Origin of the sequence: Tenacibaculum sp. (assembly GCF_050290165.1) — a bacterium.
Lineage (GTDB): Bacteria > Bacteroidota > Bacteroidia > Flavobacteriales > Flavobacteriaceae > Polaribacter.
Genome location: NZ_JBNKHD010000015.1, coordinates 213,537 through 236,949 on the forward strand (window position 1 = coordinate 213,537; position 23,413 = coordinate 236,949).

The 23,413-nt window shown below is 32.0% G+C and carries 25 protein-coding genes; 5 read left to right on the top strand and 20 right to left on the bottom strand.

Features of this window, described 5'->3' with window-relative positions; genetic code table 11:
• Positions 1 to 64: 64 nt before the first annotated feature.
• From ACQY6M_RS12105 to ACQY6M_RS12115, 3 genes are all read left to right on the top strand, one after another.
• The gene (locus ACQY6M_RS12105; protein WP_428742148.1) at positions 65 to 1,513 is read left to right on the top strand and encodes a DUF389 domain-containing protein; all 1,449 of its coding nucleotides are present in this window, start codon (positions 65 to 67) and stop codon (positions 1,511 to 1,513) included.
• 101 nt (positions 1,514 to 1,614) lie between these two features.
• Positions 1,615 to 1,941 carry a winged helix-turn-helix transcriptional regulator gene (locus ACQY6M_RS12110; protein ID WP_428742149.1) on the top strand — a complete coding sequence of 109 codons (327 nt, stop codon included), beginning with the start codon at positions 1,615 to 1,617 and terminating at the stop codon, positions 1,939 to 1,941.
• A gap of 10 nt (positions 1,942 to 1,951) precedes the next feature.
• Positions 1,952 to 2,239, top strand: coding sequence for a YciI family protein (locus ACQY6M_RS12115; protein ID WP_428742150.1), 288 nt, complete (start codon positions 1,952 to 1,954; stop codon positions 2,237 to 2,239).
• Between the two features lie 51 nt (positions 2,240 to 2,290).
• On the opposite strand, the gene ACQY6M_RS12120 is transcribed toward ACQY6M_RS12115, so the two are convergent.
• Genes ACQY6M_RS12120 through pdxH form a run of 3 tightly spaced genes read right to left on the bottom strand, consistent with a single transcriptional unit; the run spans position 2,291 to position 4,361 of the window.
• The gene (locus tag ACQY6M_RS12120) at positions 2,291 to 3,187 is read right to left on the bottom strand and encodes a Ppx/GppA phosphatase family protein (RefSeq protein ID WP_428742525.1); all 897 of its coding nucleotides are present in this window, start codon (positions 3,185 to 3,187) and stop codon (positions 2,291 to 2,293) included.
• An 8-nt stretch (positions 3,188 to 3,195) separates the two neighbouring features.
• Entirely contained in the window at positions 3,196 to 3,684 is a 489-nt protein-coding gene (locus tag ACQY6M_RS12125; protein WP_428742151.1) for a SixA phosphatase family protein, read from the bottom strand.
• Positions 3,685 to 3,713: 29 nt separating this feature from the next.
• Positions 3,714 to 4,361, bottom strand: a complete 648-nt coding sequence (pdxH, locus tag ACQY6M_RS12130) for a pyridoxamine 5'-phosphate oxidase (RefSeq protein WP_428742152.1) — start codon at positions 4,359 to 4,361, stop codon at positions 3,714 to 3,716.
• A 236-nt stretch (positions 4,362 to 4,597) separates the two neighbouring features.
• Between pdxH and ACQY6M_RS12135 the strand changes: the two genes are divergently transcribed.
• Both ACQY6M_RS12135 and ACQY6M_RS12140 read left to right on the top strand, forming a co-directional pair.
• Complete coding sequence (locus tag ACQY6M_RS12135; RefSeq protein WP_428742153.1) at positions 4,598 to 6,754, top strand: TonB-dependent receptor; 2,157 nt, start codon at positions 4,598 to 4,600, stop codon at positions 6,752 to 6,754.
• 221 nt (positions 6,755 to 6,975) lie between these two features.
• A complete protein-coding gene (locus tag ACQY6M_RS12140) occupies positions 6,976 to 7,602 on the top strand; it encodes a hypothetical protein (protein WP_428742154.1) in 627 nt (208 codons plus the stop codon).
• 59 nt (positions 7,603 to 7,661) lie between these two features.
• Here the strand turns inward: ACQY6M_RS12140 and ACQY6M_RS12145 are convergent, their stop codons facing one another.
• The 17 genes from ACQY6M_RS12145 to ACQY6M_RS12225 form a co-directional block, all read right to left on the bottom strand.
• Positions 7,662 to 8,354 carry a hypothetical protein gene (locus tag ACQY6M_RS12145; RefSeq protein WP_428742155.1) on the bottom strand — a complete coding sequence of 231 codons (693 nt, stop codon included), beginning with the start codon at positions 8,352 to 8,354 and terminating at the stop codon, positions 7,662 to 7,664.
• Between the two features lie 40 nt (positions 8,355 to 8,394).
• Entirely contained in the window at positions 8,395 to 9,963 is a 1,569-nt protein-coding gene (locus ACQY6M_RS12150; protein WP_428742156.1) for a serine hydrolase, read from the bottom strand.
• Positions 9,964 to 10,035: 72 nt separating this feature from the next.
• A complete protein-coding gene (locus ACQY6M_RS12155; protein ID WP_428742157.1) occupies positions 10,036 to 10,428 on the bottom strand; it encodes a hypothetical protein in 393 nt (130 codons plus the stop codon).
• A 162-nt stretch (positions 10,429 to 10,590) separates the two neighbouring features.
• The gene (locus tag ACQY6M_RS12160; RefSeq protein ID WP_428742158.1) at positions 10,591 to 11,061 is read right to left on the bottom strand and encodes an OsmC family protein; all 471 of its coding nucleotides are present in this window, start codon (positions 11,059 to 11,061) and stop codon (positions 10,591 to 10,593) included.
• Positions 11,062 to 11,069: 8 nt separating this feature from the next.
• Positions 11,070 to 11,549, bottom strand: a complete 480-nt coding sequence (locus ACQY6M_RS12165) for a MarR family transcriptional regulator (protein ID WP_428742159.1) — start codon at positions 11,547 to 11,549, stop codon at positions 11,070 to 11,072.
• Positions 11,550 to 11,776: 227 nt separating this feature from the next.
• Entirely contained in the window at positions 11,777 to 12,562 is a 786-nt protein-coding gene (locus tag ACQY6M_RS12170) for a hypothetical protein (protein WP_428742160.1), read from the bottom strand.
• Positions 12,563 to 12,679: 117 nt separating this feature from the next.
• A complete protein-coding gene (locus ACQY6M_RS12175) occupies positions 12,680 to 13,447 on the bottom strand; it encodes a YwqG family protein (RefSeq protein WP_428742161.1) in 768 nt (255 codons plus the stop codon).
• Positions 13,447 to 14,004 (bottom strand): hypothetical protein, encoded by a 558-nt coding sequence (locus ACQY6M_RS12180; RefSeq protein WP_428742162.1) that lies wholly within the window; start codon positions 14,002 to 14,004, stop codon positions 13,447 to 13,449. The genes ACQY6M_RS12175 and ACQY6M_RS12180 overlap by 1 nt, the downstream gene beginning before the upstream one ends.
• A 35-nt stretch (positions 14,005 to 14,039) precedes the next feature.
• Positions 14,040 to 14,861: a hypothetical protein gene (locus tag ACQY6M_RS12185; protein WP_428742163.1), complete on the bottom strand. Its 822-nt coding sequence runs from the start codon at positions 14,859 to 14,861 to the stop codon at positions 14,040 to 14,042.
• Between the two features lie 127 nt (positions 14,862 to 14,988).
• On the bottom strand, positions 14,989 to 15,477 hold the full coding sequence (locus ACQY6M_RS12190; RefSeq protein WP_428742164.1) for a hypothetical protein: 489 nt from the start codon (positions 15,475 to 15,477) through the stop codon (positions 14,989 to 14,991).
• A 152-nt stretch (positions 15,478 to 15,629) separates the two neighbouring features.
• Complete coding sequence (locus ACQY6M_RS12195; RefSeq protein WP_428742165.1) at positions 15,630 to 17,888, bottom strand: restriction endonuclease; 2,259 nt, start codon at positions 17,886 to 17,888, stop codon at positions 15,630 to 15,632.
• 223 nt (positions 17,889 to 18,111) lie between these two features.
• Entirely contained in the window at positions 18,112 to 20,442 is a 2,331-nt protein-coding gene (locus ACQY6M_RS12200) for a discoidin domain-containing protein (protein ID WP_428742166.1), read from the bottom strand.
• A gap of 183 nt (positions 20,443 to 20,625) precedes the next feature.
• The gene (locus tag ACQY6M_RS12205; protein ID WP_428742167.1) at positions 20,626 to 21,306 is read right to left on the bottom strand and encodes an SGNH/GDSL hydrolase family protein; all 681 of its coding nucleotides are present in this window, start codon (positions 21,304 to 21,306) and stop codon (positions 20,626 to 20,628) included.
• Positions 21,307 to 21,310: 4 nt separating this feature from the next.
• A complete protein-coding gene (locus ACQY6M_RS12210) occupies positions 21,311 to 21,922 on the bottom strand; it encodes a MarR family winged helix-turn-helix transcriptional regulator (protein ID WP_428742168.1) in 612 nt (203 codons plus the stop codon).
• A gap of 53 nt (positions 21,923 to 21,975) precedes the next feature.
• Positions 21,976 to 22,239 (bottom strand): DUF2024 family protein, encoded by a 264-nt coding sequence (locus ACQY6M_RS12215; RefSeq protein WP_133537087.1) that lies wholly within the window; start codon positions 22,237 to 22,239, stop codon positions 21,976 to 21,978.
• A complete protein-coding gene (locus ACQY6M_RS12220) occupies positions 22,240 to 22,953 on the bottom strand; it encodes a hypothetical protein (RefSeq protein WP_428742169.1) in 714 nt (237 codons plus the stop codon).
• Between the two features lie 62 nt (positions 22,954 to 23,015).
• Positions 23,016 to 23,249, bottom strand: coding sequence for a thioredoxin family protein (locus tag ACQY6M_RS12225; protein ID WP_133537083.1), 234 nt, complete (start codon positions 23,247 to 23,249; stop codon positions 23,016 to 23,018).
• Between the last annotated feature and the right edge of the window lie 164 nt (positions 23,250 to 23,413).

Here is a 23,413-nt window from a genome sequence, read left to right on the forward strand (position 1 = left end):
GCTTTTTATTTTCTGCCTATTTAGAGAAATTTGTATCTTTCCGAAGATAACAAAAACAAAGTGTATGGAAGAAAATAAGCATGAAGAAGTTGTAGAGCAATCAAAACAAGCAATACAAGAAGATGCGAAAGGCTTATGGGAAAAGATTAAAAAATTTATACTAGAATTACTTGATTTTAGAGATGATACCGATCATGAGGCTACTATTGAAGCAATAAAGAATGATATTTCTATTCAAGGAGCTACAGCATGGATTTTAGTATGTTCTATTTTTGTAGCATCTATTGGATTAAATGCCAACTCAACAGCAGTAGTAATTGGAGCCATGTTAATTTCTCCTTTAATGGGACCCATTTTAGGGGTAGGAATGTCAATTGCTATTAATGATATTGATACTTTAAGAAAATCGTTAACCAATTTAGCAACCATGATTGTGCTGAGTTTATTAACGGCTTTTTTATTTTTCTTTTTATTCCCATTACGAGAAGAAACATCAGAATTGTTAGGTAGGGTTAGACCCGATATACGTGATGTATTAATTGCCTTTTTTGGTGGTTTAGCATTGATTATTGCCAGAACTAAGAAGGGAACCATTGCTTCAGTAATATTTGGGGTAGCTATTGCAACAGCCTTAATGCCTCCTTTATGTACAGCAGGGTATGGTTTAGCCATAGGAAATTTTGATTATTTCTTAGGTGCGATGTATTTATTTACGATCAATACAATTTTTATTGCCTTAGCAACCTTTTTAGTGTTGAAGTTATTAGGATTTACGATGATCCGATATGTAAATTCAGCAAAGCGAAAGAGAATTGCCCGTATAGCGTCGGTAATAGCCTTTTTAGTTATGATTCCAGCGGTATTTACTTTTATAGGGGTTTATAGAGAGAGTGTGATTAGCGTGAATTACAACAAATTTTTAAAAACAAAAGTTTTAGATAATCCTAATTTATGGTTACAGCGTGAAAACATTGATGTTAGTAATAAAACAATCAACTTGTTTTTTAATGGAGATGTTAGTGATGCAACAGAGTCTTTTTTAAAAAATGAATTGAAAAGTTTTTCTAAAATAGATTCGTATCATCTTGTGATCAATGAAAATAAAGCACGTAGTGTAGATAGAGTTGTGGATGCGTATGATAGAGCTGTAGCAGAACTTGATGAAAAAGATAATATTATTAAAGGACTGCATATGGAAATCGATGATTTGAAAAAAACAATCGCTAGTCTAAATCAACGAATAGAGCAAGATGCATTAGACAGAGACAAGAATTCGATACCATTTAATAAAATTAGTAAAGAAGCAAAGATCAGATTTAATGATATCAAAGAAATAAGTTTGGCAAAAGTGTTATCGTCTAGCGATTTTATTAAAGCAGATACTACTACTGTAATCTCTATTAAATGGAATAAAAAATTAGCAGATTCTAGTATAGTGAAAAATGAGAAGGAACTTAAAAGTTGGATAGAAAAAGAGCTCAAAACAAAGAATCTTCAAATAGAAAGAAAATAAAATAACTAGAATAAAAGCTGATTGAACTATTTAATCAGCTTTTATTTTAAATTAATCACTACATTTTTTGTAGTTAACTACAAAAAATGTAGTTTTGTGTCATGAATATACCAAAACCAGGAAAATCAGTTAGAGGTTCTAAGTCAGGAAAGCCAATTATGGCGCTTTTTGATTTATTAGGACGAAGTTGGACAATGAGTATTATTTGGCATTTGAATGATTCACCAAAATCATTTAGTGATTTAGAAAAGCTTTGTGATGATATATCGCCAACTACATTAAATACAAGACTAAAAGAACTCCAAAAAACCTTTATTATAGAGAAAATACTAGGAGGATATCAATTAACAGAAATAGGAGAGGAGTTATTTCTTTTGTTTGAACCTTTAAGGAACTGGTCTAAAGAATGGTCAAAAAAGTTTAATTAAAAAATAGCACATGTTTATTATCAATTTTAATTTTATAAAGCCTATTGAAGAAGTCAATAGATATACAGAGCAACATAGAAATTATGTAGCAAAACAATATAAAGAAGGAAAATTTATAATTGGAGGTCCGCTAGAACCTAGAAGTGGAGGCATTGTAATTTCTGATATGAAAGAGAAAGAGGAAATTATTGAAGTGTTGAAGAAAGACCCACTAATAATTGAAGGAGTAGCGGAATTTAGCTTAACTGAGTTTACGCCATTAATGAGTGCAGAAAATTTAAAATCGTATGTAAAATAAAAACCGAGGAATTTCCTCGGTTTTTATTTTTGATTATGTTTTATGTGTCAATTAAAGCTTATTAAAATATAAACTTTTAATGATTCCGTCTGAAAGTCCAATCTTAGGAACGTAAATTTTTCTAGCCCCGCTCCATTTCATTGCGGACAAGTATATTTTTGTTGCAGGGACAATTACATCGGCTCTATCAGGGTTTAAACTCAGTTCAGAAATTCGCTCTTGATAACTCATCTTTTTCAAGAACTGATATTGCGCATTTAAATAGATATAAGAAATAGGTTTTCCAATTTCTCTACCTGACATTTTAAAGATCTTGTTAATGTTACCTCCAGAACCAATTAAAGAAATACGTTTGTACTCACTGGTGTTTTCTTCAATCCAATTTTGTACTTTTTTAAAAAGGATTTTATTTTCTGCTTTCTTGTTATTTAATAAACGTACGGTTCCTATTTTGAAAGATTTTGAGTTGATAATTTTCCCTTTGGAAAACAAGGTGAACTCAGTACTACCTCCCCCTACATCAACATATAAATAAGTAGAGTCGGATTCAATGAGTTGATTTAAATCGGTAGAAGATATAATAGCTGCTTCTTTTTTACCGTCAATAATATCCACTTTAACATCTGTACTTTCTAATATAGATTCTGCGACCTCCTTGCCATTTTCGGCTTCTCTCATTGCTGAGGTTGCACAAGCTTTATATCGTTCTACCCCATGAATTTTCATGATAAGTTTAAAAGCTTGCATCGCATCAATCATTCGTTGAGTGTTTGCTTCTGAAATTCGTCCAGAAACAAAAGCATCAGCTCCTAAACGAATAGGTACACGCACTAATGATGATTTTTTAAATTGTGGTTCTCTATCTCTTTCTTCAATAACGTTAGCTACTAATAACCTCACTGCATTAGATCCAATATCAATAGCTCCGTACTTCTTTATCTTCAAAATATATAGATTTATCTATGGTTTTTAGGAAACTCTACCAGTATTGTATTTCCTTTTTTAATATCCTTCCAATGTTTTGTGTCAAACTGAATCCCTACAACTCCACAGGTAGTTACATGTGCAATGGGTTTACTTCCAAACCTATTTACAAAACTATTAATACCATGGTCATGGCTAAATACAATTGCACTGTCAAAACTATCATCGAGTGCTTTTACTGTTTTTACCAAATACCCATCACTAAAGTTATACAGTTGACGTTTTATTTTCAAATTAGATAATGGATATCCAAAATTTTCACAAAAAATAACCGCTGTATGTAGGGCTCTATTAGCGCTACTAGAAAGAAAAACATCAGGTTTTTTTATTTCTCCAGCTAGGTATTTAGACAAAAGATGGGCATCGTTAATACCACGCTCTTTTAAAGGTCTATCAATATCTTTAACGCTATCATATTCCCATGATGATTTAGCGTGACGAACGATATATAGTGTTTTCATTCAAATATAAATACAATGTAAATATAAAACTAAGGAGCTAAACGTTCAAGTTTCCAAGAAAAATCTTTTTGTAAAGTGTATCGAATACGGTCGTGCATACGATTTGGACGCCCTTGCCAAAACTCAATAGAAACAGGTTTTACGATAAAACCACCCCAATGTTTTGGTCTAGGAATTTCTTGGTTTTCAAATTGTTTTTCAAAAGAAGCTAACTTTTGGTCTAGCTCTTCTCGTGAGGTAACCACTTCACTCTGTTCAGAAGCCCAAGCGCCTAATTTACTGCCATCGGGTCTCGATTCAAAATAACCATCTGATAGGTTTTCGGCTAATTTCTCAGCAGTACCTTTAATGATAATTTGTTGTTCTAAACCAGACCAAAAAAAAGACAAACACACATGGTTATTATTTAAAATAGCTTTTCCTTTTTCTGAGTTGTAATTGGTATAAAAAATAAATCCCTCCCAAGTATATCTTTTTAATAAAACCACTCTACTTTTTGGAAAACCATCTAATCCTATAGAGGCAATTGTCATGGCATTGGCTTCATCTACTAATTCAGATTCATCGGCAACAAAAAACCAATCTCTAAATAACTCAATTGGATTTTCCGGACAATTGCTTTCTAGTAATTCTTTTTTCTCGTAAGATTTTCTATAGTCACTTAAATCGTGTGCCATTACTGTTAATTTATGCTAGGTAAAAGTACAATTTTATCAAATGTATTGCTCTTTTATACTCTAAAATTTAGCAAGATTTGAATAATTGAAAGCAAGAATGGTAAAATGAGAAACAGTATTCAGTGCTAGTTTTGATGCTTGAAACAGTTCGTCAGTAAAATTATACAGTTGAGTATTTCTTTTTGTGCAAAAAATAAAAAAGTAAGCAGTTTTGTGGCATCAAAAAAATAAAAACAATGAAACACTATTTACTTATTATATGTCTTTTTGTTCATGTAGTATTAATTGCCCAAACTACTATTTCAGGGAAAATAACAGATCATCAAGGAAACCCAATAGAGGGAGCAAATGTATATTTAGAGGGAACCTATGACGGAACTTCTTCTAATGCAAAAGGAGCTTTTTCGTTTACTACCTCTGAAACAGGAAGGCAAACGTTGGTTGTATCTTTTATTTCTTTTGAAACATATACAAAAACGGCAGATGTTTCTTCATTTAAAAATATATCAATTGCGCTTCGTGAAGACGTTACCACTTTAGATGCTGTAACCATTAATGCCGGAACCTTTGAAGCTGGAGATAATGCAAAAGTAACTGCATTAAAACCGTTAGATGTAGTAACAACAGCAAGTGCTTTGGGAGATTTTGTTGGTGCACTACAAACCTTACCAGGGACATCATCGGTAAGTGAAGATGGGCGCTTGTTTGTGCGTGGAGGAGAAGCTGATGAAACACAGATTTTTGTTGATGGAATGCGTGTGTTTTCTCCGTATACGCCTACAGCTCCAAATATTCCAACACGTGGACGCTTTTCTCCATTTTTGTTTAAAGGAATCACATTTTCTACAGGAGGCTATTCAGCAGAGTATGGACAAGCATTGTCAAGTGTTTTGTTGTTAAATACGAATGATGAGTCAGTAAAAGAAAAAACAGATATATCGCTGATGACGGTAGGTTTGGGAGTAGGTAACACACAAGTATTTGGTAAAAGCTCGTTAAGTGTAAATGCATCGTATATCAACTTAGCACCGTACCAAAAATTGTTTCCAGATAGAAATGAGTGGAACAAGCCAGTACAATCGTTAAGTGGAGAAGCGGTGTACCGATTTAAGTTTGACGATGAATCACTATTAAAATTATATGGGGCTTATAGCTATACAGACTTTGATATGATCCAAGATAATATCAATTACGAAAATGGATTTCACTTTGCTTTACAAAATAGAAATCTGTATTTCAACGGATCGTATAAGCGACATTTAGCAAACAACTGGACAGTTTCTGGTGGAGTATCATTTACCAACGACCATTCTAAAGTAGGAATTTCTGAGAGTAAGATTAATGACGATGAAAATTCGGCGCACTTTAAAGTGGTTTTGAAAAAGCGATTTTCTAATCGATTTAAACTCAATTTTGGAACAGAATATTTTGTAACCAATTTTACTGAAGATTATCAAAATGAAACCAACGGGAATGCCACTTACGGATTTAACAATAACATTTTAGGAAGTTTTGCTGAAGCAGATATTTTCTTCTCTAAAAAGCTAGGTTCAAAAGTAGGAGTTCGTGGAGAGTATTCAGAATTGTTGGGGCAATTTACGGTATCTCCTAGAGCATCGATAGCATATAAATCTGGAGACAATGCTCAGTTTTCATTAGCATATGGACAATTTTATCAAAACCCGAAGAATGAGTATTTAAAATTCAACACGGAATTTAAAGCAGAGAATACGTCGCATTTTATTGCCAATTATCAATATGTAAAAGACAAGCAAATTTTAAGAATAGAAGGCTACTATAAAAAATATCAAGATTTGGTAAAGTACGATACTGATTTTACCGAACCCAATTCGAATTATTCAAATCTAGGGGAAGGCTTTTCTAAGGGGATTGATGTTTTTTGGAGAGATAACAAGAACATAAAAAATACAGATTATTGGGTGTCGTATTCGTTTTTAGATACCAAAAGAGATTATAAAAATTACACAACAAAGGCGACACCTAACTTCGCTTCAAAACACAATGTATCGGTAGTAGCAAAGCATTGGATTGCCGATTGGAAAAGTCAAGTAGGAATGAGTTACACTTTTGCATCGGGAAGAAGTTATACGAATCCTAATACCAGCGGATTTTTAAATCAAAAAACTAAAAATTACAACTCTGTAAGTGTGAATTGGGCGTATTTAATCAGTCAACAAAAAATCTTGTATTTCTCGGTAAACAATGTGTTAGGCACCCAAAATGTATTTGGATATGATTACAAGAACACCCCAAATTCAACAGGTGTTTACGAGCGACAAGCAGTTACGCCTTCAGCAGATCGTTTCTTTTTTGTCGGGTTCTTTTGGACGATTAGCGATAATAAAAAATATAACCAACTAAACAATTTATAAGGGTTTTTAAAAAAGTATAAGGATACATTTAGCTAGATTTCTCATCACTCGTTCCTCGTTCTTTCGAAATGACAAAATGTTTAAAGTCCGTCATCTCGAACGTAGTGAGAAATCTGCCACTTATAACAATTCAGTCATAAAAAATAACAACTCAGTATAGTATTTTATATAAACAATAACAATCGTAAGATATTTGAACTATCAATTAAAATCAATCAAAAATGAAAAAAATTATTACACTTTTAGCCATAGTATTTGCTGTAAATGTATCAGCACAAAGTCAATACGAAAAAGGAATGACCAAAGCATTTGAATTATGGAAAACCAACAAAACAACCGAAGCAGCTCAGTTGTTTGAAAGAATATCAAAAGCTGAAAAGAACAACTGGTTACCTCCGTATTATGCTGCTACTATTGAAATTATAGAGAGTTTTCAAATTAAAGACGAGGCAACGTTGACTACGAAGTTAACCAAGGCACAAGGGTTTTTAGATATAGCCAAGTCAATATCTCCAGAGAATCCAGAAATATTAATTACCCAAGCTTTATTAAACATCGCTTATATGGTTTTTGATGGTCAGAAATATGGAATGACGATGTCTATGAAAAATGCAACATTGTATGAGAAAGCTTTAAAATTAGCTCCTAACAATCCAAGAGTTGTGTTAAGTAAAGCAGAATCTGATATGGGAGCCGCTCGTTTTTTTGGACAATCAACCGAGCCTTTTTGTAATAATATCAAGAAAGCGATTGAATTAGGAAAAGAAGAAAAAATAACAGAGAAATTTTATCCAAGATTCAATAAAGAAAGAGCAGAAGAAGTATTGAAAAAATGTATGAAACCTTAAATTGTTTGGTTTCATTAGCTAAAAAAAGCTTCCTTACAAAATAGCAAGGAAGCTTTTTTTTAACTGCTTAAAGCAGTATTAAAATTTTGGTATTCGTAGGTTATTGCTTGGGTATAGAGCTGTGTTGCTAATTTTTCATCTATAGGATTTTCTTTCTGGTACTCCTCTAAAAAATTACCCATTGCATAAGCGCCATTGGGGTCATTGTTGCCAGTAATCCATGGAGCATAAAGATTTTTTGAAGAAGTAGGAGATAGCTGTGAGGCTAACCACGCCCATAAATATTCACAAGGTATCATGACTATAAGTGCGTAAATGGGCTCTTGATGAGAGGCTACCATCGACTCAAATTTAGAATACAACTTACAAACCTCACTAGGTACAATCCCCTCCGCATCTTTAATACGCCATGTTTTTGGAAACGTATCATTGTATTTTTGGTAGCTATTGTATTTTTTGTGTAAAAATGCCTTAAGAGTTGGATTTGAAGCTCTGTCCATTGCATTTAGATAATCTTGCGCTCCCTTAAAACAGTAATAGGCGTCACTAATATTAAACCCTCCATAATGTACAGGGTTGAGTGTCCCTGATTTAATCTCTTGAATAAATTGAGTATTCAATGTTTCATTAGCAATGTCTTGGCAGGCATTCCACATTTTCCAGAATAAAGCATCTGTTGGTGGAGGAGCAGTAGATAATTTATACTCTGTTAAAAAATTGTGGTCTAGTTGAGTTGATCTGTTGTTTTTCATAGTAATCGGGGGGCTTTTATAGGGGTTAGGTAAAAACTAGTTATTTCTCAACTCGTTTTAAGTTTAAATCTTGAAAGTCAAAACTAAAGTCAATGTTAGGAGATATGCCTTTCATTTTTATACCCATTGCTTTGCCTTCTTCATCTAAATTAAATGTAGCAAACGCATCGGCATTCATGTCTGTATATTCCCATTTTATAGCAAATGTAGTTGCTTTGTAGTAGAACATTTGTCCATTCAATTTTGGTGAACGTTTAGAGGTAAACCAAAGCTTTCCATTTTTTAAGGATATTACTACCTCACCAAACCAATCATCTTTATAGGTTCCTAAGTAGTTGTTTAAATTTATGCTTACTGATTTATTCTTTTCAACAGTCTTCCAAACTTTAGTAGTAACAGAATCTGATTTTTGCCCAGTAGCTTTTGCTTGATCTGCTAATATTTTAACCCAATCTCGTTTTTCAATCTTTAAATATGAATCCAATATTGTTTCAGGAATAGCACTGTATGCTTTTCCACCAGGTAAGGAGTTTGTCAAAACTACAATTCCTAAGTTAAGTTCAGGAACTAACACCGTTTTTGATAGCATACCTGGTAAACCACCTGTATGACTAATCACAATTTTTCCTTGTTTATCTGCAATAAACCACCCCAAACCATAAGCTGCAAAATGTTGCTGGGTTCTTGGGTTAGGCTTTGTGGAGAAGCCTAAGTTGGTATGTGGTTTCCACATTTGTTTTTGTTGTTTTTCAGAAAACAATTCATTGGATAACTCTTTCCCGTATTTTCCATTGTTTAGTTGCACAAGCATCCATTGGGTTAAATCGTGTACACTTGCGTAAATACCACCAGCAGCAGCAACCAAATCGTTATGGTAAGTAGCCAATTGTTTTATTTTTTCACCTTCGGAATCATGCGGGAACGCTAGGTTTGCATTTTTAGCTAATTTGGAACTTATAGGAGCAGAATTTTTCATTCCTAACGGATTAAATATTCTTGATTGCACAAAATCTGTCCAAGGCATACCACTAACTCGAGCTACGACTTCACCTGCTACTATATACAAAAGATTGTCGTAATCGTATTTGGTACGGAATGCTGAAACTGGTTTTTGATATTGAAAACTATTCACTACATCTTTGATTGTGAAATTGGAACCATCAGGAAAAATCATTAAATCTCCAGCGCCCAATCCTAAACCACTTCTGTGGGTTAAAAGGTCAAGAATGGTAAAATTAGCAGTTACATAATTGTTGTACATTTTAAACTCAGGAATGTACGTAATCACTTTGTCTTCCCATTTTAGTTTTCCTTCATCAACCAATATTGCTAGGGTAGCAGCCGTAAATGCTTTTGAGTTTGAAGCAATAGCAAACAAAGTGTTTTCGTCTACCTTTTCTTTGTTTTTAATAGATTTAACTCCGTATCCTTTCGAATGAATTATTTTTCCATCTTTCACCACAGCGACTGCAATTCCTACTGAAGGAGTTGATGCTAATGCTCTATTTACAAGTACATCAATTTCAGAGGAATTAATTTCTTGTGCAGTAACAGCGTTAGTAAGAGAAACAATAGTTATTAATGAGAGAAATAGAATTACTTTTTTCATAATTTTTATTTAATGTCTTTTATGAAGCTTTTGATGACAAGTTTATATATCTGCTGAACTTAGCGTAGCTATTTAGTGTATTCCCCAATAAATGAGTCCGCTTATTAGCCATAGCAACATCCATTGTCCTAATTTTAAATAGTTCTTTGGAAATTTTTTAGAAATAGTTATTCCAATCAACCAAGCAACTCCATATCCAAAAAAGTAAATGGCTAATAGTTGGAGTAACTGTGTTTCATTTTCCAAATAGTCGGTAAAATTGATAAGTCCAAGTCCAATAGAAGCAAACAATAAATCAAAAGAAATCCAATGCCAACCACTTCTCGCCATGGTCCATTTTTCTCGTTTTAAATACGTTTGGTTGTCTTCGGGTTCAATTATCTTCAATTCTTTGTCACCCATAAAAGTATGGATTAGAAAAGCTAATAAGGTTAAGATATTAGCTATTAAAATAGGTATGTTCATAAGGTTACTTTTTCTTTTTATGATAGCGATTTCATATAACTTCAGTTAGCGGATTAAAGATACTTTAATTTTGGTTTGATGCCAACAATAATAATTCCGAATAAATAAGGTCACAGTTAAATTCATTCGGAATTACAGTTATACATTGTTACTAGTTGGTTTTTATCCCACTAATGTGTTTGGGTTATGTCCTATTTTGAAGTTACAAGAATTAGCAATAAAACACATTTTATTTGCTTCATGGTGCAATTCGTTAGCTTTATTAATCATATTTTCGTCAATGATTTTCACGATTGGATTGAGGGTGACCTCCGTAAATTTTCCACTCCCGTTTTCAGTCTCTTCCATAATTCCAGTAGCATTGTCCACATAGTCAGTTACGACTATTTTGTGAACTGAACATAAATGCAAATACCAAAGCATATGACAAGCAGATAGTGAAGATAAAAAAAGGTCTTCTGGATTGTATCTTGTTTGATCTCCTAAAAAGGAAGGATCAGATGAACCCTTTATTTCGTCATATTTTCTGGGTGCTATAATTTTATGGTTCCTATTATACGACTTATAATTCAAGGTTCCGTTACCTTCGTTTCCTGTCCATTCAACTTTTATTTGGTAGTTGTGTTTTTTCATATGAATTGTTAGTTGTTTTTTTCTAGTATTCTTTCGCCAAAGGATGCTTTTTCGAGGTTTGTTTCTAATACTTCTAAATGTTGAATGATGGAGATATCTCCATTGAGTAACTCATAGATAACTTCTTTACCATAGCCCCATATTTGTTCTATTTTGGGTAGAATTTCGACCGCCTTTTGGTTTAAATTAAAAACCGTTTTTCTCTTGTCTTTTTCGTCTTTAGAAACTTGTAAATAGCCTTTTTTTACCATTTTATTGGTCATCGTAATTACTGACTGATGTGTAAATCCTAATTTTTCAGCAATACCCATTACCGAAATGTTTGGGTTTTGTTTTACGATTATTAAAACTAAATACCAGTTAGGTTCTATATCAATATTTAAGTTTCGATACATTAACCGCGTACTATGGGTCATTTTATCACTAATTCGCTTTAGTCGTGTTGCTAAAGCGATATATCCCATTTCTCTAACTAAATCATTGTTCATCTGAATCTTTTTGTCAAATATACTTAAAAAACGCAGTCAACTGCGTTTTTTTTTGAAAATAATTTCTTTAGAGAGATTAGGTTAAAAAGTATTCTTTTAGAACTTGTTGTGATAGTTTGTATAAGAGTAGTTATATGTTAAACATATAAATGGGAGGAACTAAAAAGGTTTTGAGAAATAGGAGAGGGCAAGCAATTGCTAATAGCCATTGTTTGCAAATTATTTTATTATTCAGTCTTTATCTTTTCATAAAGTGAACTTAATTTATATTCTCCATTTTCTTTAATATAAAAACCAGCTTCTCTTTCCTCTTCAAACTCTTTATTTGATAAATACTCTCCTTTTTTCCAACTTTCAATAATTTTTTCTGTTGAAACAATTATTTCAGGTGAAATTATCATTTGAGATTGAACTTTATTCCAAGGCAAGCTATAGGTTGCTTGTTCAAAATTTATAGCAACCGAATCCCCATATATTTCTTTAAATAAATCAGGGAAGCTTTTATTTTTAATCGGCAAGTTATAATTATTGTAAGGATTGAACATCAGGGGGTTCAAAAATTTAGACCCTGCAGTTTTTCCCTCTTTTAATGGAGTGATATATATTCCAGTTCCACAACCAAACCCATCGAAAGGTATAGAGTCTATTTTTCCATTCCTGAATATTTTATAATTAATTCTGATTCTTGAATTAGGTTCTCCCCAAGTCACATAATAAAATTTTTCTTTTGAGATATTTTTAAAACCTAAATAAACTGAATCTAGTTTTTCAAATTCTTTTTTGTTATAAATCCATTTAACAGGTCTGTTCTCACTATTAGGAACTTTATTCCAAGAATTACCCCAAAAATTTATCCAAGGATACTTCTCGTTTTTTTCAAAAAGTGATTGAGCTATGAATAAATCAAAATAAAAAGGCTGTTCGTATAAGCTATTCCTATAGGAAAAGTATTTCCAACTAATTATTCCTGTTAGAATAAATAAAATTAAAATAATTATTATCTTCTTTTTCATTTTAGTTTGAGTTAGAATTGAAGTTCAATAGTCTCAAAAAAGACCGTCAGTTATGGGGTTTAAGTTGCATTTTTTCAGTTTAGTACTTGTAGTTATATACTGTTGTGTGGTGTATTTCTAACAGCAATCCCAGTAAAAATAGGCTTTCGAAAAATCTTTTTTAATCAGGTTTTCTTTGCTAATAAAAATATGCCCAAGTCCGCTATCTCCAAACATTATATGTTCATCAACATCTATTTGCAAAACTTGTATGTCATCTCTTTGGTCAGCATTGTAGTCTCTGGGGTCAGATTGGGTAAATTCCGCAAACCCGCCTATTTTATGTCCCGTTGCATTGAAATATTCTCCAAATAGTTTCTCTTGTTCCTCGTTTAAGTTTTCGGTAAAATTCCAATAATCATTTCCATCAAAAAGATAATCGAATTGAGAATCTTCTGAACCACCTTTATCAATACCTTTTTCAAATGATAGTTCATGAAGTTTATAAACAGGCATTTCTTCATAATCTTTTTCAGTAATGAATGAAAAATCATTCATAGGTTCTTTGCTTAACTCCTCAACTGAATGATAAACAATAGCTGAATCTTCTTCATACCAATCTGTTGTTGACAAGAATAGTTGAAGAATCCCATTTTTAGGGAATGGTTTTAGTTCGGGAATTTGCTCAAAATTTAGTTGAGCAAGCATCACCATAGGTTTTCCATTTTCATCTTTTGGGTACTCTTTGTCAATTGGAAAAAATGGTTTTCCAAGAAATTTACTGTCTTTCAAGTCCAAATTGTCTTCTAGAAGCCTTTCTTTTCTTGGTTTTGCTTTTATTCGGATAAATTCTCGTTCGTATTTTTTTAAATCAGTTTCAAATTTCTTTAAAAAGTCAGGGATCATTAGTGTTTATTTTTATTCAATTTTTTTAGTTCAATTTTAGTTGAATTTATCGAAAATCCTATTAAATAGTCCGTATAAAAATACATGGTTTCTTGCATATTCGTTAATTTTAAACTGTCTCCTTCTTTTTCATACATCCCGATTGTTATTAATGAATCTTTTGATTCTGAAATAATTTCGTCAATACTAAAATGGTCAGGGTTTTTATCAATTCCTAGCTTAAAGTGTCTGTTTTCAATTTGAAAAGTATACTCTGTTGTTGAATAAGGATGGTTTTCAATCCATAAATTCCAGAAAAAAGAAAATATCCAATAACAAATGATTGAGTTGATAAAGAATAAAATTGAAAGTCTTTTTCTAATAAAGAAAACAATAACTCCAATTAGAATGTTTACTCCAAATATTTCGATTCTATGAGATTCGAGCCCTATAGACATTGAAGGGTAAGGTTTGATTATACTAACCCAATATTCCATTAAAAAAATATCGATTAGCAGAATTAGGATTCCAACTCCGAGTAATAATTTTGTTTCAGATATTCTTTTATCTTCTTTCATCAATGCATTTTATATATGTTATTATCACAAAAAAATTAATCGAAATCATAATTTACATCCCAATCTCCTCCAGAGCTAAAGTCAAAATAGTCATCTACTGAATCGAATACTTCAGATATATCAGAAAAAGATAAGTCAGAATCATACATAAAGTCAATTTCAAACCAATCGTAGTAATATTCATTATTATTTGAAGATACGGTTGAAGTTAATTTTAGTTTCTCTAAAAGTTCAAAGTTTAAATTTTTAAGAAGGAAGATATTTCCTTGAAGGAATAGTATTAATTCAAGCGCTTTATTAGGTTCCTGAATAATTAAATCTCCTATACTCTCATCTATTTTGCCTAAGTATTCCGTAATATCAGTTTTTAATTCATTTCCCTTTTGACTAGTCTTAAGCCAAGAAAAAGTATTTAAAACCAAATTATTTTTAAAAAGTTCATCGATTTTTAAATCATGAATAATCTCTTTTTTATACTTGTATTCGGATGGTATTTCTTTAAATATGACTCTTAAATACGACCTCAGTTGAAAATAGCTATCCTCATCAATTTTCTCTGTAAAATGCTTTTCGAAACTGTTTGGTTTATATGTCGAGTAGTTTTTTCCAGTTTCAACTACTGTATATTCTCTTAAATGCGGATCTCTAGGATGAGATTTCTTTAGTATTTTTTTAATTACCAGCACTTGTTTTAAAAGCAAATCAAATAATGTCAACTTTAAGAGTTCTATTAATTCGGTTTTAGGCTCTAAAATCAATTTAGTTCCAGCTGGTTTTAATTCTGATAATAAATATATGTTTGACTCTCTGAATTTAAAATCAGAATTAAACTTTATTATTTTATGAGGGTTCTTCAAAATGTTTTTTAGTAGTATTACGTATAACCGTTAATTATCGGTTTGGTTTATTTTGTTTATCGATTTAGAACTGTTGTTAGCAATCTCGAGTGTGATTATACATTGTTGTGAATAGTGTGTTTTTCTTTCAGTGCAAGAATTTATAAAAATCATAAGTTGTCAATTCAGCTAATAAATAAGGTAAAAACCCTAATGTTAAAATTCCGATTACACTTATTTTATTTTCTTTTAGTTTTTCAGTCAGAGTAGCAATTCCAATTTTGGTTTTTAGTTTATGGAACGATATTACAATCAAAATCAGCAATAATATATTTTCTCCAGAATAGTAAATTGTTGAAATTCCGTATTGAATTATGTCGATTGCCAAATATATTATTAGAAGAAAAGCCAATGGTAAAATCAGATAATTGTTTTCAGATTTTCTTTTTATAAATTTAATTCCGATTAGTAAGCTTAAAATTCCACAAATGATTTTCGTGTAAGCTATTATAATAGGAATCATTACAAGCCATAAAATTCCAGGTGTCGAATATTGGTGTAAATAACCAAAACCTTGATAGAGATATAGAAGACCAAAAATCAACCATATAATTCCGATTATTTTTTCTGTTTTCATTTTTTTAAATTATTTACAACGGTCTCGGCTATGAGTAGTTGCGTGGTTTGACACGAAACTTTGCAAGTACACACCAAACTGAAAATCCGCGAGGATTTTCAGAAGTAGGTAAGAACAAGCAATTACTTATAGCCATTGTTGGCATTTCGTTTTTATTTAAACATCTCAATTTTAAAAAATTCTTCTTCGTCAAAAACTAATTCCTCATCGATATCTTCTTCTGAAATTTCAATATCAGAATCTAGTTCTTCAATTTCCTCATCATCTTTCATAGAAATAGAATCTATCTTTTCTTTAATTTCTAATTTTAATGAAGAATAATCGTATTTAGAAATTAAAGATAAGCTTTCAATTTCGTTATCTAATTCGAAAATTAAATCGTCAAGAGAAGATTCTGAATCTGTAAACTCAATATCTTGTTTTATTGCATTTACAAATTTATCGTCTAAAGAGTCGATGTTTTTGGTTACAAACTCTTTAAATTCTACATCCGAAATATTCTTAAGTAATAGAAAATTTTTAATATTTCTTAACCAGCTAATATTATTATATAGTTTATTGATAATATAATTAAAGCTTAATGATATGTCATTTTTAAAGTCTGAGTAAAAATCTATGTATTTCTTTTCGTCGTGAGCATAGAGATTTTCAATCTCTATTTTTTCAAACTTTTTTATTAAAAACTTTCGTAAAGGTTTGTTTTTATAAGCAAGAATGTAATTCTTTAAATTATCTATAATATCAATATCCTTTCTTTCATTTTTGTACTCATAACTGCTGTAAAAACTACTTGAATTTTCCAGTTGATTATATCTATCAATCAAATTAGAAGCTATTAATTTTTTTACTTCTTTATTATGATTAATATTTTTTGATAAATAGTTTATTGTGTAAACTAGCTGATTAAAAAAGTATGAAGAATTAATTATCATCTTAATAATATCTTCATTAGCCCTAACTATTTTTATCAGAAAATCTTTTATTGATGGATTTTGAAAATCAACATAATGTTTTGATTTATCGGTAATATCTATTTTTATAAAACTACCTTCTAGTTCTTTTAAATAGTTTTTAAAATCTATTGGTCTAAAATCAAGAGAGTGCTTTTTTGCTGATTGATTAAAAAAGTATTTTAGAGCTTTTTTTAAATCGTTAAGTGATATAGCTCTACCAATTGATAGAAGGATATAAAGAGTATATTTTGAACCTTCTGATATTTCGGCTTTGAAAGCTCTATCCCATATTCCAAAAGGGTTATCGAGATTATCTATAAATGTTTCAGAATAGACATCTGGCTTAACTTTATTAAGCTTGATTGTCATTTGTTCAATTATCCTAGGACTATAATTTTTGTGGTTAATAATACTTTTGTATGCTTTTGATTGAATTATATTTTTAATGTGTTCATCACTAATTTTTGAATAGTATAAATGATTATATAAAATAAGCGTTTTTATTCTTTTGGTATAGTTGTTTAAATCTAATGTGTACTTGTATATATTTAACTCTGAAGTGTCTAGTTTTTCATATTTTTCCTTTGCTTGATTTAAGATATATTCTCTAGTCGTCATTATGAGAATCTTATTTTTATTATTCATTATTCTTTGAATAAACTGAACTAAATCGTAGGAACGCCCTTCAATGACATCATATTTGAGGAAATTCTCACCTAAAAAATCATCGAAATAAAATACTTGTTTTGTTTCAGATTCTTCTATCAAGATTTGTTCTCCCTCAATAACTTTTCTTATTTCTATAACCTCAAAATCTTTCTGTAAATATTCCCACAACAATAGCTTAGCTAGTGTCGTTTTACCAATTCCTGGAATCCCACTAATAATTAAAAATTGACTTTCATTTAAAATTTTAATTGCCTCTTTGATGCTATCATTCCTAACATAGTATTTATATGAATTTGTAATACTATTTATTAAAGATTTTGCTCTTTCGAATAGATGTTGGTTAATTAATGAATTAAAAATGTTTGAGCTATTAAGCCATAGTTTATAATGTTTTTGATGAACATCTTTGTGCTTGTCAATTAAAGTGTTAAGCTTCTCTCTAGAGTATATATATTCATCACTGTCAATCCAGTCTTCAAAAATTTCTCTTATTTGGTCAGTTTTAGCGACACTTAATTCTGAAGATGTTACAAAATAATATTTATCAGGATTTAATTTTTTTAATTTTTCAGCTTCTTCGGTTAGGGTTTTCTTTCCGATATATTTAACCCGTTTGCATTGAACAACAATATTGGAATCTCCATTTTTTGAATATCGTAGATCTACACCTCCGTCTTTTCCCGAAGCAAATGTTGTAAATTCCATTTTCAATTCAGCAGATAGCAAATCTTTAACTAGATGTTCAAAATCTAGAGGTGATAAAAGATTCTGAAAATCATAATTCGCCATTAATTTTTAATTATTTGGTTTGTTAAAATGAATGCCAACTAGTTTATATACAGAATAAACTTACCGTTATACTCCTTTTTTGGCAGGATAAGCAGAAGTTTTTAGCAATTTTATTCTTTTTCATTTTTTGAGAACTAAATATAGTAAAAAATCCCAAGCTAGTAACTTGGGATTTTGTGGTATCAATGTTTTTCTATTTCTGTAGTAGACTCTTGGGGGTGTTTTATTCTTTTATAATTTTATAGGTAATTGTTTTTTCTTTCGCTTTTACATCAACAAAATACAAACCTTTAGGCACCGATTTTAAATTGATATCCGCATTGTTTTGTATAGCGGTTTGTTGTAAAATGGTTTGTCCTAAAAAGTTTCGTACTGTATAGGTAAACGGAACACAGTCTTCACACTTGATATTCACCATCCCTTGTGTTGGGTTAGGATATATGCTAAAAGTATCATCGGTTTGTGAAGTGGTATCGGTGGTTTCAAACATTCTAGCAGCAGTATTTGCAGATAGGTTAATTACAGCACTCACCCCTTTATGGTCTGAAGGCCACGATAATTGATTAGCTTCAAAGGTATCGTTTTGCGTGTTTGCGGTACTCGATACATTGTTAACATACGAAGCTTTTGGCCCTACAAGAGCAGCACTGGTTGCAGAAAGCGTAGCACCTCGGTAAAAAATATAGTCAATACGATCTCTCTCGTCAGCTTCTGGTGTCCAGCTAGTGCTTCCAACCCCTGTAGCAACAGAAGGCCAGGTAATACCAGGGTTGGCAACTTCATCAGGATATACTTCTCTAAAAGCATCTACAAAACCATTATTCTCTAGAGTTTTGGTCGTATGCCAAGGGAATACCACTCCGTGGTGGTCAAACATATTGGCTTGTCTTGCTGTCCAGTCTAAGTGCGAAGGTTCGTTAAAATCCCCCACTAAAATAACCGGACGAGTTTCATTTTTTACATGATTGATAAACGCAGCAATTTGCTCATCTCTTCGTGAACCTAAATTTTGTTCTGCAATGATAGCAGGATCCGTAACGGGTTGTGGATCTTGATTGGCAGCTCCTATTTTACTCCATCCGCTATAAGGTGAAGAACCTCCACAGTTGTATCCTCTTGGAAGATAGTTAGCGTAATGCGTATAATCTAAGTGTGCGGTTGCTACCACAACACTTTGTCCGTTTACATCTACATCAAAAACCGAAATCGCACCAAGATTGGTGCCAGACGAAGTAATTGGATATTTACTAATGATAGAAACATCACCATAAGCATACCCTCTGTGGTAGTTTAAACCAATAGCCGCAAGGTTGTTTACAATTTTGGTTGTCCAATCGCCCGTATAGTTTCTTACTTCGCTAAAACATACAATATCTGGATTTACGTTGGCAATGACATCTCTAATATAGGTCATTCCGTTAGGGACCGAAGTTCCTTCTTGCCAAATATTAAATTGCAATACTTTAAGGCTATTGGTGTTACGAACAGTAACATAACCTGTTTTAGTAATGGTGTCGCTACCCGTAGTATTGCTTGCAGTTAAAGTAACATTATACGTTCCTTCGGTAGTATAGGTTACTACCGGATTTTGAGCTGTACTCGTAGCAGGGGTTCCTCCTTCATATGTCCAGTTCCAAGAGGTAGGAGTGTTCGTAGAACTATCTGTAAAAGAAATTTGTTGCCCTGAAATAATAGAAGTAGTGTTTGAAGTGAAATTAGCTACTGGAGCTCCTGATTGAATTAAGGTACCGCTGATGTTGATCTCCGCAGCTGAGGTATAATTTCCACCGTTGATATCCGAAGTGGCTACTAAACGCACATATTGTCCTTGTTTTTTAGGAAAACTAACCGTTTTTTCTATTTGGTTGGAAGCAAAGGTTCCTGTTGCAACCGCAGTTCCCCAGTTTGAAGGGGTATCACTTACATAAATTTGATAATCGGCAATGGTACCGTTGGTTCCTGTTTGACGAGGTAAGTATTTTAGCTCACAAACATCGTATATACCGTTTAAGTTAATTTGAATTTCATGCGGGTGTGTAGGTTGACTAGCACTCCATTCGGTATGCCAAATAGTTGACGTGTCGCCATCAAAGGCATTGGTAGCGACTCCGTTTTCACCTGATGTTTCCTGACTGTCTACATACTGTAAACTCCATCCAGATTGTGGAATAAGGGTACAGGTTGGAGTTTCTGTGTCTACCGTAAAACTTGAAGAGGCTAATATCGTGTATCCGTCATTCTGTAATAGGTACACTTTATAAGTTCCTGTATTTGGCAAACCAGCTGAAAAGGTAACCGTACCATTTTTAAGTTTTTTGGTGGCGCTTTTTTGTCCGTTTACATACAACCAATCAATAGAACTTACAAAGCCAGGAGTATCTCCTTGATGGTAAATACCAATCCAGTCTTTTGCATTGCCAGGACCGTTTGAAAAATTGACAGTGATAGTTTCGTTAGGAGCATAAGTGGTTTTTGAAGGGGTTACACTCTGTGCGTGTAATTTGATAAGGCTTCCTACTAATAAGAAGCAGATAAAAAAAATAGTTTTTCTCATGGGGGTTAAATTAGTTTGATGTTATATAAATTCTTATAGAATCTAGTCTACAGAAATAGTTAATTGATTAACTATCAAATTTATAAACTAATTGTTTTTATGAGTGAAGAGAGCGTAAACGGTCTGTTAAGACATTGTTATTTTTCTTACTGAAAGGTAAAGAGTAGGGGAGATTTTAACTATTTATTGCTTTTGAATGAGTTGTATTAGGAAATCAAAAGAGCCTTTATCAGCTACCCATTTTTGGTATTTCTTAAACGGAAGTTGCTGGATATTTTTTGTAGGGTGTAATTGATGAAAAATAGTTAAGGCAGCTAAAAAGCTTCCTGCCGTTGAGGGATGAAAATTATCAGAAGTATACAAAGAAGAGGTATTACTTTCATGCTCGTTATATTGTTTCCAAATTTTTCCCACAGGAAATAACAAGGCGTTATTTTGTTTGGCAGCAAATTCATGATTGGCTATAACTTTATCAAAGGTATTATAGTAATGTTTTGAAGGCCATACCATAAAATACCCCAGTTGAATATTGTACTGCTCACAAAGAGCTTTGATGGTAGCACCATCATTGATCAACATTCTTTTTCCTTCTTCCTGCGAGGACGGACCTTGTTGAATAATGACGTAATCGAATTGTTTTTTCTGAAGTAATTTTTGAAGTTTTCCTTCATTTATATGATCTATAATAGCATAGTTAGGATAGCATAAACTAGTAGTCTTGATTTTCAAATCGTTTTGCTTGCCTATTTGCTCTAACATTTTCGGCATATCGTTAGTGTAGGTTAAACTATTCCCTACAAATAAAATGTTTTGAGATTGAACAGAAAGACTTATCAATAGTAATAAGTAAAGGAGTTTTTTCATAGAATTAGCCTTTGGGTTTTTCTTCATATTCAGGGCAATCTAAACGGATATCTTGTTGTAAGAGTTCTTGTTGAAGTAAATTACAATAATCAGATTCTTGGTTTTTTTGATAGAATTTACAGCTATAGCAAGTTCGTTGTACGCTTAAGATACCACTTTGATGCAACTTGAATATTAGCTGACTTAAGGTACCAAATAAACTTTCTAATTCAGGTTGAGACAAGTTATCGACTTGTTTTTTTAAGGGAGTTGAGAAGTTATAGGTTTGTGCTATGATATCATTTCCAAGTTCCGAAATTCTTATGGAATAACTACGATTATCTGAAGATGAAAAATCTTTTTCAATCATTCCTTTTTTATCCAAAACTCGAATGGCATCACTTATAGTTGGTTTTGTAACATTGAACTCTTTAGCCAAATGGCTAACATTACACAAATTGTCTTTATGAAAAGCAACAAAAATTAGGATTTGAATTTGAATAGGACTCAAACCCACCAATTTTGCTTTTTCCCACAATAAGATTTTAAATACTTCAGAAACGCGTTCTAATCCTGCAACAATTTTACTTGAAATGTCTTTTTGCTGTTGTTCTGGGTTAAATGTGCTGTCCTTCATAAAAAAAGCCTGTCGAAATAGGTCGACAGGCAAAGTTAGTAATCCTAATTAATTTAATTACAGTTTTCCATTTCAATTATTGAATAACCATTTGCTTTAATGTTGATTAGCATTTCTTGTGTAGCTTGTTCAATATGACAAAACTTACATTCGTTAGACGATATTTGATTGGTTTTGAAAGGCTTTTTTTGAAGGTACTGTTTAGCAAAACCAAACACAAAGTTTTCTTCTTTAACATCACTAGGTACAAGAACATCAAAATGCATTATTTTACCATCATCTCTTTTTACATAGGTGTCCCAAACTGCTACTTTCATCTATTTAACTTTATAAGGTAATGATAAATTTCCGCTAGCAACACTAAATACCTCATAAACTCCTAACATAGGAAGGTCTTTGTTACTTGTATTCACTTTCATAAAAGCGGCTACTCCATCGTAGTTAAAATCAGTTCGGTTGTTTATTCTATAATCAGGAACTACTACTTTGATTTTATTTTCTTTGGTAGTCACTGGGTAACCTGGAGAGTCCATATACATTGGCATTCCCGGATTTGTAGGTGGTAATACTACCGTTTCATCTGCTTTTTTAAACTGTTTTACAGAAAGTCCACCAGCAACTCTTTCATCTTTATGAAGCACTACCCAATGTGGATGCCAAATTATACCATCATTATCATAGATTTTGTCGTTATTTTCATCCCATAGCGGAGTATCATCAAAATCTGGATGTGAAGTCAAAGCAAGTGCAACAATTCCTTCAGTGTTGCTAAAGCCAACATCAGTAGGTTTTAAGTTTGTTGGAAAAACATAACCTAAAACAGGAGCACCATCTAATTTTCCTGCTTTTGTAGGAGTGGTTTTTCCTGCTTTTCCTTTAACGGTAATTTCCCAAACAGTTACCCCTAATTTAGCTTTGTGAGTTACGTTGACTTTCTTAATTGAAAAGTCATCATTTTTATACGTATTGGTTTGTGCATAAAATGTTGTTATGCTTAGTAGTAGTATTGCTGAAGATAATATTAATTTCATTTTTTTGTGTTTTAGTTATTAAAGCAGTTAAGATAGGAATCCTAACTACTTTAAATAAAGATTTACCCTTTTACGTCTGAGATGGAAGCACCAAAGTTTATGTGCAATGCATTACCATTTGGGGTAACAAGAGCAGGTACCGATTGTACACCAGCATTTTCAGCTTCTGAAATACGAGCTTTGTCTTCACCAATGTTTACAATTTCAACATTTTGCTCTCCGATTAAACTAACAATGTCTTGTTCTGCACTTACACAAACTGGACATCCTGCGTGATAGAAAATTGATTTGTTCATTTTTTTAATATTTTTTAGTTGATGCATTATTGCGGTACAAATATAGTAAGGAATCCTAACTAAAAAAATAAAACTACTTTTTTTATTTATTTTTTTTGAAATTTACTTGTTTCAATGCCGTTCTTAGAAAATGAAAACTTCTTGTTTTTAAGTGTAAGCTTTTG

Bases quoted from the DNA above. Each gene is read 5' to 3' on its own strand.
- ACQY6M_RS12105 (WP_428742148.1), top strand. From the start codon at position 65: ATGGAAGAAAATAAGCATGAAGAAGTTGTAGAGCAATCAAAACAAGCA.
- ACQY6M_RS12110 (WP_428742149.1), top strand. From the start codon at position 1,615: ATGAATATACCAAAACCAGGAAAATCAGTTAGAGGTTCTAAGTCAGGA.
- ACQY6M_RS12115 (WP_428742150.1), top strand. From the start codon at position 1,952: ATGTTTATTATCAATTTTAATTTTATAAAGCCTATTGAAGAAGTCAAT.
- ACQY6M_RS12125 (WP_428742151.1), bottom strand. From the start codon at position 3,684: ATGAAAACACTATATATCGTTCGTCACGCTAAATCATCATGGGAATAT.
- pdxH (WP_428742152.1), bottom strand. From the start codon at position 4,361: ATGGCACACGATTTAAGTGACTATAGAAAATCTTACGAGAAAAAAGAA.
- ACQY6M_RS12135 (WP_428742153.1), top strand. From the start codon at position 4,598: ATGAAACACTATTTACTTATTATATGTCTTTTTGTTCATGTAGTATTA.
- ACQY6M_RS12140 (WP_428742154.1), top strand. From the start codon at position 6,976: ATGAAAAAAATTATTACACTTTTAGCCATAGTATTTGCTGTAAATGTA.
- ACQY6M_RS12145 (WP_428742155.1), bottom strand. From the start codon at position 8,354: ATGAAAAACAACAGATCAACTCAACTAGACCACAATTTTTTAACAGAG.
- ACQY6M_RS12150 (WP_428742156.1), bottom strand. From the start codon at position 9,963: ATGAAAAAAGTAATTCTATTTCTCTCATTAATAACTATTGTTTCTCTT.
- ACQY6M_RS12155 (WP_428742157.1), bottom strand. From the start codon at position 10,428: ATGAACATACCTATTTTAATAGCTAATATCTTAACCTTATTAGCTTTT.
- ACQY6M_RS12160 (WP_428742158.1), bottom strand. From the start codon at position 11,061: ATGAAAAAACACAACTACCAAATAAAAGTTGAATGGACAGGAAACGAA.
- ACQY6M_RS12165 (WP_428742159.1), bottom strand. From the start codon at position 11,549: ATGAACAATGATTTAGTTAGAGAAATGGGATATATCGCTTTAGCAACA.
- ACQY6M_RS12170 (WP_428742160.1), bottom strand. From the start codon at position 12,562: ATGAAAAAGAAGATAATAATTATTTTAATTTTATTTATTCTAACAGGA.
- ACQY6M_RS12175 (WP_428742161.1), bottom strand. From the start codon at position 13,447: ATGATCCCTGACTTTTTAAAGAAATTTGAAACTGATTTAAAAAAATAC.
- ACQY6M_RS12180 (WP_428742162.1), bottom strand. From the start codon at position 14,004: ATGAAAGAAGATAAAAGAATATCTGAAACAAAATTATTACTCGGAGTT.
- ACQY6M_RS12190 (WP_428742164.1), bottom strand. From the start codon at position 15,477: ATGAAAACAGAAAAAATAATCGGAATTATATGGTTGATTTTTGGTCTT.
- ACQY6M_RS12195 (WP_428742165.1), bottom strand. From the start codon at position 17,888: ATGGCGAATTATGATTTTCAGAATCTTTTATCACCTCTAGATTTTGAA.
- ACQY6M_RS12200 (WP_428742166.1), bottom strand. From the start codon at position 20,442: ATGAGAAAAACTATTTTTTTTATCTGCTTCTTATTAGTAGGAAGCCTT.
- ACQY6M_RS12205 (WP_428742167.1), bottom strand. From the start codon at position 21,306: ATGAAAAAACTCCTTTACTTATTACTATTGATAAGTCTTTCTGTTCAA.
- ACQY6M_RS12210 (WP_428742168.1), bottom strand. From the start codon at position 21,922: ATGAAGGACAGCACATTTAACCCAGAACAACAGCAAAAAGACATTTCA.
- ACQY6M_RS12215 (WP_133537087.1), bottom strand. From the start codon at position 22,239: ATGAAAGTAGCAGTTTGGGACACCTATGTAAAAAGAGATGATGGTAAA.
- ACQY6M_RS12220 (WP_428742169.1), bottom strand. From the start codon at position 22,953: ATGAAATTAATATTATCTTCAGCAATACTACTACTAAGCATAACAACA.
- ACQY6M_RS12225 (WP_133537083.1), bottom strand. From the start codon at position 23,249: ATGAACAAATCAATTTTCTATCACGCAGGATGTCCAGTTTGTGTAAGT.